Raw genomic sequence first — 11,885 nt, forward strand, 5'->3', positions numbered from 1 at the left:
CCTTATGACTCTGCAAGCACGACGCAACGCAGGCGTCCCGCACTGGCGACGCGAAGAACAGCTTTCCGGACCACTGCTAGCGCCGGTGCGCAGCTGGCTGCTCGACGATGGCTCACTCACCCGGCATTTGCTGAACACCGGCAAGCAATTTTCTCTGGAACGCTGGCGTCAGCGCTGGGAAGCCCCGCACGCGGATGAGCGAAAGCTTCTCAAAATGCCACTTAAAGAACAGGCTATGGTGCGCCAGATAGTGATGCGCCTTGATGGCAAAGCGGTGGTGTATGCACGCTCGGTGTTTCCGGTGAGTACTCTCGATGGGCCACTACGCAGGCTGCGGCGTTTACACAACAAGAGCCTTGGCGCCTTCTTGTTCTCACGGCCCGATATGCGACGCAGCCCGTTCCAGGTCGCATTACTAGCCGGTGATAACTCCTATCTGCCTGAGTTACTCCACCAGGACAATGAGGCCTGGGCGCGCCGCTCCTGTTTTCAGGTCGCGGGTAAAGCCATACTAGTTAGTGAAGTGTTTCTCAAAGACTTTCCGCAGTGGAAGTCTGCAACACCGCTTCACCGCTCCCGGCGAGGCCAAGTCAGCGCTACAATTGGCCGCTCCCGGTCCTGACAACGAGGCAGCAAGCCATTCATGAGCAGCGCGACATTACCTACTGATTCCCCCAGCAAGTTATCGGGGCTTCTGCGTCTGATTCGTTGGAACCGACCCATCGGTACGCTTTTGCTGCTTTGGCCAACCTTGTGGGCGCTGTGGATTGCGGCGGAAGGCCTGCCTGATATCAAGCTACTGGTGGTTTTTGGTCTTGGCACTCTGCTCATGCGTTCTTCCGGATGCATCATCAACGATTTGGCGGATAGGAATCTGGACGGGAGCGTTGAGCGCACTCAAGACCGACCGCTGGTCACTGGGGATGTCACCGTGGTCGAGGCGCTGGGGTTTTTTGTACTGCTTTGCCTGCTGGCCTTTGGTTTAGTGCTCATGACCAATTTATTGACCATCCTGCTATCGGTGCCTGCGTTAATCCTCGCTTCCTGTTACCCGCTAATGAAGCGCTACACACATCTTCCCCAAGTCGTGCTGGGTCTGGCGTTTTCCTGGTCCATTCCAATGGCTTTTGCCGCACAACAAGGCGGTTTACCTCCGGCACTGTGGCTGCTGTTCACGGGCAGTGTGTTGTGGACGGTGGTCTACGACACAAAGTACGCCATGGTGGATCGCAGAAACGATCTCGAAATCGGAATAAAAAGCACCGCCATCCTGTTTGGGGAGTCCGATCGCAACGTTATCGCCGTATTACAAGTACTGTGTCTTACAGCATTGGTCCTTGCGGGCAGAGAGTTCGGGCTAGCGTGGCCCTATTACCTTTCGCTGCTAGTAACGGCCGGGCTGTTTGTTTATCACCTGTACTTGATTCGCGAACGCGATGAGGCAGCATGTTTCCAAGCATTCCTACACAACAACTGGGTCGGCTTAACGATTTTTCTGGGTATTGTAGCCAGCTACGCGATCCGAGTCTGAGCTCGCAGGGTTTATCATGAACCTCGAACTAGAGGTGCTTAACTCCGTTGCGGACATTCCCGCGGCGCAGTGGGAAGCACTGCGCCGCGATGACTACCCGTTTTTGCGCCACGACTTTCTGTTGGGGCTTGAGCAGGCGGACTGCACAACCGCAGCTGCTGGATGGGAGCCTGCGCACTTACGCCTTAAAGACCAGAGCCGCACGCTTGCGATACTGCCTACCTGGCTAAAGACGCATTCTTACGGCGAGTACGTATTTGATTGGGCCTGGGCGGACGCCTGGCGCCGTATGGGGCTGGAGTACTACCCCAAACTTCTAACTGCGATTCCCTTTACCCCAGCGACGGGTCCTCGTCTGCTGCATGCCGAAGATGTCGATGCTGAGTTTATTTGGGCGACCTTACGTGAACAAATGCCAGCACTCGCTAACAGCTTGGGAGTGTCTTCCTGGCATGTGCTGTTCCCCCGGGCCGAAGACGCGCGATCACTTGCAGCAGCCGGTATGCATACCCGGCATCAAGTGCAGTTTCATTGGTACAACCGCGGCTATGAGAGCTTCGATGATTTTCTGGATACATTCTCCAGTCGCAAACGCAAATCTCTGCGCCGGGAGCGTCGCCGAGTAACCGAGCAGGGCCTGACGCTTACCATGCGTAACGGCACAGAGTTAAGCGAAGACGACTGGACGGTGTTTCACCGCTTTTACCAGATGACTTATGCAAAACGCAGCGGTCATGGCGGATACCTAACCCGAGAGTTTTTCTTGGAGGTGGCCGCCAATATGGGAGAGCAGGTGCTCATGGCGTTGGCCGAGAAAGACGGCGTCCCGGTTGCCGGTGCTCTGTACTTTTGCGATGGGGAGACCTTGTACGGCCGCTATTGGGGATGCAGTCGCGAGTATGACTGCCTACATTTTGAGACCTGCTACTACCAGGGCATTGACTACTGTATTCGCCACGGGCTCAAACGCTTTGATCCCGGCGCGCAGGGAGAACACAAGATTCAGCGCGGCTTTGAGCCCACCACCACCTTGTCCTGTCATTGGGTAGCGAACCCTGAGCTTGACGCCGCCGTGGGCAACTTTACACAGCAGGAACAGGCGCACGTTGAGGAATACCGTAAAGACGCGATGGGCCTCCTGCCTTTTAAAGAGGCGCAAGGCGATTAAGCCCCTGTGGTTTTGGCACCTTTTGCTCGGAGCACAGCTGTGCGCGGCGTGGATCGATCGGGACTTCGCACAATCATCCAGACCTGAAGCGGCGCCTGCGCTAGACTCCTTGCATGGTTAAACTCTCTGTACTCGATCTGGCCAATATCGGCGAAGGCTTCACCGCCGCCGACGCACTCGCCAATGCCCTCGACCTCGCACAGCATGCGGAGGCTGCGGGCTATAACCGTTTCTGGCTGGCCGAGCATCATAACTTTGCCGGTATTGCCAGCGCCGCGACCGCCGTGTGCGTCGGTCATGTGGCCGGCGGCACCAGCACGATACGAGTGGGTGCCGGCGGCATTATGCTGCCCAACCATTCGCCCATGGTGGTCGCCGAACAGTTCGGCACGCTCGAGACGCTGTTTCCCGGACGCATCGATCTTGGCCTCGGCCGGGCACCGGGAACGGACCAACACACGATGCGGGCGCTGCGTCGCGGTCCGGACTCGTCGGAACATTTTCCGCAGGACGTGGTTGAGCTGCGCACCTTGCTCGGCCCGCCGCAGGAGCACCAGTCTCTTCATGCGATCCCGGGCGAGGATACCAACGTGCCACTGTGGATACTCGGATCCAGCCTGTTCGGTGCGCAGCTCGGTGCGATACTGGGCCTGCCATATGCCTTCGCGTCGCATTTCGCGCCGCAGGAACTGCTGCGAGCAGTGAAAATCTATCGCGAGCGGTTCGAACCATCAGTGCAGCTTGCAGAGCCTTACGTGATGGTCGGCTGCAACGTGATCGTTGCCGACACCGAGGCCGAGGCGAAGCGGCTATTCACCTCGTCACAGCAGACCTTCACCCGCATGGTGCGCGGCGGCCGTGGCAAACTTCCTCCGCCGATCGACGATATAGAGGCCTTCTGGTCGCATGCCGAAAAGGCGCAGGTATCGTCCATGCTGGCCTGCTCGTTTTATGGGACCCCGGAGACGATTCTGGCAAAACTCGAACCTTTGATCGAGACCACCGGCGCGGACGAGCTGATGGTCGCCGCCGCGATCTGGGACCACAAGGCGCGCGTGCACTCCTTCGAACTACTGGCCGAGGCGTTGGGACAGAAGGCATGGACGCTCTGAGCGTGTTAGCGGAAGTTACCAGAAGAGCCGCTTTCGCCTAGCTGAAGAGCCTACTGATGAGGATATGCAACCTGGCTGTCGAATGAATACCGCTTGGGGCGCCAGAGCCTAGAATGGCCAGAGCCGAACTACTGAGCCTTAGCAGTGAATATTCGGCACGCGCCGGATCGTGCATAGACAGAATCCTTGCATTGATTTTTGCCACTGTTGCAGCGTCTTTTGTCGCAGCGCCGCGTTTGACTTCGGCCCAGTTCGCAATAGCGAATCTTCTATATATTTCTGCAGCCGCTTTGTCGGGATACTGGTTACAACAATTTTGGATTGCCCTGTCGAACTACGCCTTCACAGCAGCGTTTGCGCCTCCAGGCGGAGCGGAGATTGCTACGTTCGACAACAGCTTCGCGACTCCGAAGCTTTAGATACAGACTTTGGTTTACACAGCATTAGCCGCAGTCAGCCTGTGGTTCGCTCACCGCATACGGCCTCCAAAAGGAACACCCCCGTAACCCTACCTCTAACCGAGCAGTATTCGCGTTTACGAGAATAGCGTGTCAAAAGCGCGCCATTCCTGGCTAAGCCGATGACCGCTGTAAGGGGCACTTGGGGAGCCACAGGCCTCACGTACTTAATCAGCCCTAGTTTTGATCCAAATCAATGCGACGAAACGCTGTTTGTTGGATTTTAGGAAAATGCAGCCATTCTTGTTGGGAGAGCGTTATGAATCAGATCTTCAGAATCAGAAGTTTTGGACCGCTGGTTGCTGTGGTGTGTGCGGTTTTGCTAGGTGCCTGTTCTCAGGAAAGACCACCAGTAAAGGGCTTTGTATTACCGGAGGGCAACACGGAAACAGGTGCCTTGGTGTTTATTGAGATGGGATGCCCACAGTGTCATGTGGTTGCCGACTCAGACATAACACAACCGCAAGACGCGGCGTTAAGAATTCAGCTCGGTGGAAACATACACTACGTAAAGCACTACGGGGATTTACTCACATCGATTGTCATCCCTGACCACCGTATATCTGCACAGTATCAGCCACCTAGTGCCGACGAAGAATCTATGGTGTCTCCAATGCCGGCCTTTACCGAGACTCTTACAGTTGCTCAATTAGTAGACTTAGTTGAGTTTTTACACTCGAAGTACACGACAATTCCGACCTATGCAGGGGAGTTTTACTACTACGCCCCCTAGGAAGGGCCTAGCTCTACCCTCACAACAACAGGATCGAGTTACCAACTCAGCGCTTTTCCCACGCCAGAAATCGATTATTAGCAGGCATCGCAACGTCCTCCTGCAAAAAATACCCTGCGGTATCCGCTAAAGACTCCACCCACTCAAAGTCACGAATCCCGCTGCTCGAATCACGATCCTGTAACCACGCATCAAAATTCGCATTGGAGTCAGAGCTGTACTGCCCCTCATAGTTAAAGGGGCCGTAAACAATCAGCTGCGAGCCCGATACTCCCTGAGCGGCACAAACCTGAAACAGCGTTTGCACCAACGCCTTCGACACAATATGCAGCGTATTGGCCGTGTACACCGCATCGGGCCAGGGTGAAGGCCAGGGAGTCTGGCAAATATCCACGGCAATCGGTGAAAGGAGATTTTCTAACTGTGCCAACTCGCAGCGGGGGCGCAGAGTATCTAGCGATTTAGGGTGCTCGCTGGGCTGCCACTGCAGATGAGGCATTGCTGCCGCAAAGGCGTTGGCATGTTGGCCGGTGCCGGCACCAATTTCCAATACGGAGCGCGCATCCGCTAACAGGCGCTGGAGCTGGTGCAGAATAGGTTCTCGATTGTTCTCTGCGGCCTGAGAAAAAGGCAGATCCAGCACCGTCAGGCACGCATGTCAAAATCAGAAAAGTCCGGACTGCGCATATGCCACCAGTAGGCCAACGTTGATCGAGGCCAATTGTTAGTCACTTTACCCGCCGCGTTCTTGTACCAGCTTTCGCAGCTCGCCACCCAAACGGTTTGGGCCAACTCGGCCTGCATGCGCTCGCTATACGCCATCTGGACGTTCTCGTTTACGTCCAGCGCACGAAGCTCATGGCTCAACAACTTGTCTATGCAGTTGACAACATAGTCGACCTGTCGCTCCACCATGAAGATGATCGAGTTGCTGCCTAAATTCGTGTTTGGTCCATAAAGCATGAAAAAATTAGGAAAGCCATGGGTACAAACCCCGCGATAGGCTTCGGCGCCGTCGCGCCAAGCTTCTTGGAGCGAAAGACCATTCTCTCCCTTAAACTCCACGGCGCTGTGCATTTCGGAGGTGTTGAATCCGGTGGCATAAATAACAACGTCCACAGGTCGGTCCACACCGTCCTGTGCCCGGACACCGTCCTCGCCCATGCCGGTGATGGGTGAAGTAACCAGCTCGACGTTGTCTCTGACAAACGCGCCGTAAAAATCATCAGAAATGAGAATTCGCTTACAACCCAGACGATAATCCGGCGTCAGTTTGTCCCGGGTCTCCTGATCCTCGACTTCCTCTTCGCGATAATCTATACACCACTTCTCCCACTGCTTAAGTAGCCAGGTAGAGCTGTTGCGTAGCACGGGATAGAACAGCCACTCGCCACGGAAGTACACCATCGCGCGCACGGCTTTTTGTGCAAAAGGTACGTGACGAAAAATCCATTTCTCCCAATCTTTGTAGGCTCGATCATCACGCTTGATCACGTAGTTAGCGCTACGTTGATAAACGTGCAGCTGGTCCACCTGCTTGGCGATGCGTGGAATGAACTGCAATGCGCTTGCTGCGTTTCCAATCACCGCCACACGTTTACCGCTTAGGTCGTAATCGTGATCCCAGCGTGCTGAATGAAAGCTGTGCCCTACAAAACTATCGCGGCCAGCAAAGTCCGGAATGTTCGGTCGATTCAATTGGCCAAGGCCACTGACAACGCTGCGCGCGGTGAGCACTTCACCATTGGCAAGACGAACCTCCCAAAGACCCGCCTCTTCTTGCCATTGCGCGTGATCCACCGCTGTACTTAGACGCAGGTGCGGAAGAAGGCCAAATTCTTCGGCGCAGCGCTGGAAATACGCTTTAATCTCGTTGTGTGGCGAAAACTTATGGGACCAATCCGGGTTGGGCGCAAAGGAGTAGCTGTACAACACTGAAGCCACATCACAGCAGGCGCCGGGGTAAGTATTGTCGTGCCAGGTGCCACCGATCTCGGGTGATTTTTCAAGAATCACAAAATCGGTGATCCCGCGCTCCCGAAGTTTGATTCCCATGCACAGACCAGACATGCCCGCGCCAATGATCACCACCTGATGAGCGGACTGTTCTGCGCTCTTTTCTGCGCTGGCATCTACGCTCATGTCGTCGCTCATGTCGTCGCTCATGGTGCCTTCCCTGTCGTTGTTATCACTATAGTGAGGGGCATCGCTCGGTTTGTTGGCCGAAACTAGCTCCTGGGTGCTTCGTCCCGAGTAAACACCAGCTCTCGCGCCGAAGACTCTGCGGCGTTGTAGCGGTAACCACCCACGCGATACTTTTTAAGTGCCGCCACATCATTGATCTCTCGATCGATTATGTAACGCGCCATCTGCCCTCGAGCCTTTTTGGCAAAAAAGCTGATGATTTTGTACTTGCCGTTCTTTAAATCTTTAAAGACCGGCGTGATGACTTCTGCATCTAAGGCTCCAGGCTTAACGGCCTTGAAGTATTCATTGGATGCCAGGTTAAGCAGGGCCCGGGTACCCGTCTTTTTTAGCTGTTTGTTAAGACTCGCGGTCAAAGACACTCCCCAAAATTCATAGAGGTTCTTGCCGCCATTGTTGGCAAACTTCAGGCCCATTTCTAAACGATAGGCTTGCATAAGATCCAGGGGTCGTAACAATCCATATAGCCCCGACAGAATACGAAGATGCTTCTGGGCATAGGCCAGCTGCGTGGCATCCATGGTTTCGGCCTCAAGACCCGTGTAAACGTCACCCTTAAACGCGAGGATCGCCTGTCGCGCATTATTTTTATCAAAAGGTCGGTGCCAATCCATAAAACGCTGATGGTTCAGCGCAGCGATATTTTCGGACACACCCATCAAAGATCGAATATCAGCAGGATCCAAGAGTCGAGCGTCCTCTATCAGCGCTTCGGAGCGCTCCAGAAACTCCGGTTGAGTCGCCTTGCGCGATGTTACGGGCGAATCAAAATCGAGAGTTTTGGCCGGGGAGATAACGCTCAGCATTGCCAGTATCCTTACTACTTGATGAAGTGGGTTTTCATTCGCGTTTTAGCTGGGTTCTCAGTGTGTTACGCAAAGAAGAGACCACGCGGTGGGCTATGATACCCTCGCCCTCCGGCATTAAGAAAGGCAGTAAACAGGTGCTTAACTGGGCGTCTCTTATACAGACGGTTGATCGCTTTACCCTGCTGTCCGGACGCCTGCTCGCCTGGTGCGCTTTAGCCATGGCGCTATTGACCGCTGCAGTTGTCATTCTACGCTACGGATTCTCTACCGGCTCCATCGCCATGCAGGAAGCCGTCACCTACCTGCACGGCAGCCTCTTTATGCTCGGTGTCGCCTATGCCCTCACGTCCGGAGGCCATGTACGGGTAGACATCTTCTATCGCGAATTCAGCGCCCGTCAGCGCGCTTGGGTAGATGCCCTGGGCGGTATCGTGTTTTTGCTGCCCCTGTGTGCGGTGATTATGATTCTCAGTTGGGGCTATGTCGGTGATGCCTGGGAGATTCGCGAAAGCTCACCAGAGCCCGGCGGCATTCCGTATTTATATATCCTTAAAACGCTACTGCCTCTGATGGCAATCAATCTGGCCATAGCCGGTATGGCAGACATATTACGCAATGCCCACACTTTAATTCGTCACGAGAGTCTTTGATGGACGGTTCCATTGCCTTATGGATGTTCGCGGCGGTATGCGGCCTGTTGATGCTGGGGTACCCAGTCGCATTTACGCTAGCAGGCACAGCGCTCCTTTTTGCCGCTGTAGGCACAATAGCGGGAAGTTTTGATCCTGCTTTTTTGGAGGCCTTACCGGGCCGGCTGTTTGGGACTATCAGCAACGTCACCCTCATCGCGGTACCCCTGTTTGTCATGATGGGCGTGACTCTTGAAAAATCGAAGGTAGCCGAAGAACTACTGGAAAGTATGTCTGCGCTACTGGGTCGACTGCCGGGAGGACTGGCCATCTCGGTTGTACTCGTGGGCATGCTCCTTGCGGCAAGCACAGGAATTGTTGGCGCTACCGTGGTCACTATGGGCTTGTTATCGCTGCCCAGTATGTTGCGGGCAGGCTACTCTCCCAGCATCGCTACCGGGACAATCTGCGCGACCGGTACCCTCGGGCAGATCATTCCTCCCTCCATTGCCCTGGTGCTATTGGGCGACATTCTGTCCAGCGCCTATCAGCAGGCCCAGCTCCAACTCGATGTATTTAGCCCAAAAACAGTGTCTGTCGGGGACCTTTTTGTGGGCGCGATCATTCCAGGCCTGCTGTTAGTCAGCCTGTACTGTATCTACATATTGGGCATGGCCCTGTTTCGCCCGGCGAGTGTCCCTCCGTCAAAGACGCGGACGATGTCCTGGAGCAAGCTGCTCCACGGTTTGGTGCCACCGCTCATCCTCATAGCCGTAGTACTGGGTTCAATACTGGCCGGTGCCGCCACACCCACAGAAGCCGCCGGGGTAGGCGCAACGGGCGCACTGTTATTGGCAGCACTGCGCGGCGAAATCAATCGTCTGAAGCTTCAAGAGATTGTGACCAGCACCTTAGAAACCACCGCGATGGTCTTCATGATTCTTATTGGAGCAGCGGTGTTTTCTCTGGTGTTTCGGGGCTTTGGTGGCGAAGAACTCATTCAGGCGTTTTTTACTGACCTCCCGGGTGGCGTTTTTTCTGCCACCTTGTTGGTGATGGTGGTCATTTTTGCCCTGGGCTTTGTCCTCGACTTTATCGAGATCACCTTTGTCGTGGTTCCCATAGTCGGCCCGATTTTGCTGCTTATGGGCGTAGACCCGGTATGGCTGGGCATTATGATTGCCATTAATCTCCAGACCTCGTTTTTGACGCCGCCCTTTGGATTCGCACTCTTCTATCTGCGAGGTGTGGCGCCAGACAGCGTTCCCACCTCCGCCATATACCGGGGCGTGATACCCTTTATTTTTATTCAGTTGCTGGTATTGGCGGCGCTTTGGATGTGGCCTGCACTAGCAACCTGGTTGCCTGCACAGCTATGATCAAGTCTTGGATCACAGTTTGGCCAACTGGCGTGAAACGCAAGTTAACTCCCACCCCATAAAGTAGAAAGAAAGACCATGAGCGACATAGATTCCACACCTCTGCCCCAGGGCGAACTGGCCCTGCAAACCATTGCCATGCCGCGAGACACCAACGCCTCCGGGGATATTTTTGGCGGTTGGTTATTGTCGCAGATGGACCTTGCCGGCGCGATCGCCGCAGGCGAAGTCGCAAAGGGCAGGGTGGCAACGGTAGCTGTTGATGGCATGGCTTTTATCACGCCAGTACACGTCGGTGCCGTGGTGTCTTGCTACTGTGATGTTATAGAGATCGGACGATCATCCGTTCGCATTATGGTGGAGGTGTGGATTAACTCCCCCCATGATGGCGAGCCCATCAAGGTGACCGAGGGAGAGTTTGTGTTTGTTGCGATTGATGAGCAGCGGCGCACCCGAACCATAACTCACAGTTAAGCGCTTCTGACTGTTCTTGGCGATGTCCGCGGCGCAATAGCTACAGCTCTACTCCTTGATTAGCGGCCCCATAAGATCCCGACGCGCATTGATGTAAGACTGCTCGGAAATCTCGTGATACGCCCGGACATCCGTCAGGAATGCTTGGAACGAGGCATTCACCTTGGCCGCCATCGCGTCCTCAGCTATCAGTTTTGCCATGACTTTCTCGCTACCGAGATACAAGGCCTCAAGAACGTCGTCTGGCAGACGTCGCAACTTAACGTTGTGCTGTTCGATCATTTCGCGAAGCGCACGGTTATTGCGTGCGGTGAACTCATCGAGCATATCCTGATTAGCAGCCCGCGCGGCATAACGAACGATGGCTTGTAAGTCCTCGGGAAGCGCCTCCAAAGCGTCTTGATTCACGATGAACTCCAACATGGAGCCCGGCTCGTGCCACCCAGGATAGTAGTAGAACTCGGCAATTTCGTGCAGACCCAGGGCCAGGTCATTGTAAGGTCCCACCCATTCCACCGCGTCGATCACGCCGGTCTGCAGCGCTGTATATACCTCTCCACCGGGAATGCGAACCGCCTCACCACCGGCCGCACTGAACACCTCGCCCGCCAGGCCCGGGATACGCATGCGCAAGCCCTTAAGATCCTCTAAAGACTTTATCTCGCGATTAAACCAACCGGCCATCTGCACGCCGGTACTGCCACCGGCAAAGGGTACAAGACCCGCTGGGGCATACACTTCCTGCCAGAGCTCCATACCCCCGCCGTAGTGCAGCCAGCCGTTCATTTCCTGAACGGTCATGCCAAAAGGAACAGCTGTAAAAAACACAGAAGAGGGAATTTTGCCTTTCCAGTAGTAGCTTGCCCCGTGGCCCACTTGCGCTACACCGGATGACACCGCATCAAATACTTCAAATGCGGGAATAATTTCTCCAGCACCATACACACGAACTTCCATTCGTCCCGCGCTCATCTCGCGAATCATTTGCGCGAACACTTCTGGGGTGCGTCCAAGACCAGGCAGGTTTTTGGGCCAGGTGGTTACAAGCTTCCATTCAATGCGCTCACCACCTTGACCCAACTCGCCAGCATTGCCCGGTCCCGCAGCCCGATCGCTGGTGACACGCTCAAAGGCCCAAAGCGCGACAAGCAAAACAAGTGCGGCTGCCAACACCAAGACGGCCAGCGCCTCGCGATTAATCCCTGCTGATCTACTCATATCGCCATCACCCCAAAACCCGCCTTAGCGCTCGTCACTGGATTTTTTGCTCGACCATTTCTGACTCGATCATAGACACCGCGTCGCTACAGCGCCTGCAGTTTCGCATACTGCACCACCAGCCACTTTGTGCCCTCGGCCGCGAAGTTGACCTCGACTCTTGCATTGC

12 protein-coding genes are annotated in these 11,885 nt (G+C 55.1%); 8 read left to right on the forward strand and 4 right to left on the reverse strand.

The window, feature by feature from the left end:
• Positions 1–4: 4 nt before the first annotated feature.
• The 5 genes from ACI9KD_RS03485 to ACI9KD_RS03505 all read left to right on the forward strand — a co-directional run bounded on the left by ACI9KD_RS03485 (position 5) and on the right by ACI9KD_RS03505 (position 5,002).
• The gene (locus ACI9KD_RS03485; protein ID WP_414979760.1) at positions 5–622 is read left to right on the forward strand and encodes a chorismate--pyruvate lyase family protein; all 618 of its coding nucleotides are present in this window, start codon (positions 5–7) and stop codon (positions 620–622) included.
• A 21-nt stretch (positions 623–643) separates the two neighbouring features.
• Entirely contained in the window at positions 644–1,531 is an 888-nt protein-coding gene (ubiA, locus tag ACI9KD_RS03490; protein WP_414979761.1) for a 4-hydroxybenzoate octaprenyltransferase, read from the forward strand.
• Positions 1,532–1,547: 16 nt separating this feature from the next.
• Positions 1,548–2,699 (forward strand): GNAT family N-acetyltransferase, encoded by a 1,152-nt coding sequence (locus tag ACI9KD_RS03495; protein WP_414979762.1) that lies wholly within the window; start codon positions 1,548–1,550, stop codon positions 2,697–2,699.
• A 113-nt stretch (positions 2,700–2,812) separates the two neighbouring features.
• Complete coding sequence (locus ACI9KD_RS03500; RefSeq protein ID WP_414979763.1) at positions 2,813–3,811, forward strand: LLM class flavin-dependent oxidoreductase; 999 nt, start codon at positions 2,813–2,815, stop codon at positions 3,809–3,811.
• A 717-nt stretch (positions 3,812–4,528) separates the two neighbouring features.
• Positions 4,529–5,002: a hypothetical protein gene (locus ACI9KD_RS03505; protein WP_414979764.1), complete on the forward strand. Its 474-nt coding sequence runs from the start codon at positions 4,529–4,531 to the stop codon at positions 5,000–5,002.
• Positions 5,003–5,048: 46 nt separating this feature from the next.
• Here the strand turns inward: ACI9KD_RS03505 and ACI9KD_RS03510 are convergent, their stop codons facing one another.
• The 3 genes from ACI9KD_RS03510 to yaaA form a co-directional block, all read right to left on the reverse strand.
• Complete coding sequence (locus tag ACI9KD_RS03510; RefSeq protein WP_414979765.1) at positions 5,049–5,645, reverse strand: DUF938 domain-containing protein; 597 nt, start codon at positions 5,643–5,645, stop codon at positions 5,049–5,051.
• A gap of 2 nt (positions 5,646–5,647) precedes the next feature.
• Entirely contained in the window at positions 5,648–7,168 is a 1,521-nt protein-coding gene (locus tag ACI9KD_RS03515; protein WP_414979766.1) for a flavin-containing monooxygenase, read from the reverse strand.
• Between the two features lie 62 nt (positions 7,169–7,230).
• Positions 7,231–8,013 carry a peroxide stress protein YaaA gene (yaaA, locus tag ACI9KD_RS03520; RefSeq protein ID WP_414979767.1) on the reverse strand — a complete coding sequence of 261 codons (783 nt, stop codon included), beginning with the start codon at positions 8,011–8,013 and terminating at the stop codon, positions 7,231–7,233.
• Between yaaA and ACI9KD_RS03525 the strand changes: the two genes are divergently transcribed.
• From ACI9KD_RS03525 to ACI9KD_RS03535, 3 genes are all read left to right on the forward strand, one after another.
• The gene (locus tag ACI9KD_RS03525; RefSeq protein ID WP_414979768.1) at positions 8,013–8,666 is read left to right on the forward strand and encodes a TRAP transporter small permease subunit; all 654 of its coding nucleotides are present in this window, start codon (positions 8,013–8,015) and stop codon (positions 8,664–8,666) included. The genes yaaA and ACI9KD_RS03525 overlap by 1 nt on opposite strands.
• Positions 8,666–10,024, forward strand: a complete 1,359-nt coding sequence (locus ACI9KD_RS03530; protein ID WP_414979769.1) for a TRAP transporter large permease — start codon at positions 8,666–8,668, stop codon at positions 10,022–10,024. Before ACI9KD_RS03525 ends, ACI9KD_RS03530 begins: the two co-directional genes overlap by 1 nt.
• Before the next feature lie 78 nt (positions 10,025–10,102).
• Positions 10,103–10,498 (forward strand): acyl-CoA thioesterase, encoded by a 396-nt coding sequence (locus ACI9KD_RS03535; RefSeq protein ID WP_414979770.1) that lies wholly within the window; start codon positions 10,103–10,105, stop codon positions 10,496–10,498.
• Between the two features lie 48 nt (positions 10,499–10,546).
• Here ACI9KD_RS03535 and ACI9KD_RS03540 read toward each other — a convergent pair whose 3' ends face one another.
• On the reverse strand, positions 10,547–11,716 hold the full coding sequence (locus tag ACI9KD_RS03540; RefSeq protein WP_414979771.1) for a TRAP transporter substrate-binding protein: 1,170 nt from the start codon (positions 11,714–11,716) through the stop codon (positions 10,547–10,549).
• Positions 11,717–11,885 lie beyond the last annotated feature (169 nt).

The organism is Congregibacter sp. (assembly GCF_047617445.1).
GTDB lineage: Bacteria > Pseudomonadota > Gammaproteobacteria > Pseudomonadales > Halieaceae > Congregibacter.

Excerpts from the sequence above, each read along its gene's own strand:
- ACI9KD_RS03485 (WP_414979760.1), top strand. The coding sequence starts at position 5 with ATGACTCTGCAAGCACGACGCAACGCAGGCGTCCCGCACTGGCGACGC.
- ubiA (WP_414979761.1), top strand. The coding sequence starts at position 644 with ATGAGCAGCGCGACATTACCTACTGATTCCCCCAGCAAGTTATCGGGG.
- ACI9KD_RS03495 (WP_414979762.1), top strand. The coding sequence starts at position 1,548 with ATGAACCTCGAACTAGAGGTGCTTAACTCCGTTGCGGACATTCCCGCG.
- ACI9KD_RS03500 (WP_414979763.1), top strand. The coding sequence starts at position 2,813 with ATGGTTAAACTCTCTGTACTCGATCTGGCCAATATCGGCGAAGGCTTC.
- ACI9KD_RS03505 (WP_414979764.1), top strand. The coding sequence starts at position 4,529 with ATGAATCAGATCTTCAGAATCAGAAGTTTTGGACCGCTGGTTGCTGTG.
- ACI9KD_RS03515 (WP_414979766.1), bottom strand. The coding sequence starts at position 7,168 with ATGAGCGACGACATGAGCGACGACATGAGCGTAGATGCCAGCGCAGAA.
- yaaA (WP_414979767.1), bottom strand. The coding sequence starts at position 8,013 with ATGCTGAGCGTTATCTCCCCGGCCAAAACTCTCGATTTTGATTCGCCC.
- ACI9KD_RS03530 (WP_414979769.1), top strand. The coding sequence starts at position 8,666 with ATGGACGGTTCCATTGCCTTATGGATGTTCGCGGCGGTATGCGGCCTG.
- ACI9KD_RS03535 (WP_414979770.1), top strand. The coding sequence starts at position 10,103 with ATGAGCGACATAGATTCCACACCTCTGCCCCAGGGCGAACTGGCCCTG.
- ACI9KD_RS03540 (WP_414979771.1), bottom strand. The coding sequence starts at position 11,716 with ATGAGTAGATCAGCAGGGATTAATCGCGAGGCGCTGGCCGTCTTGGTG.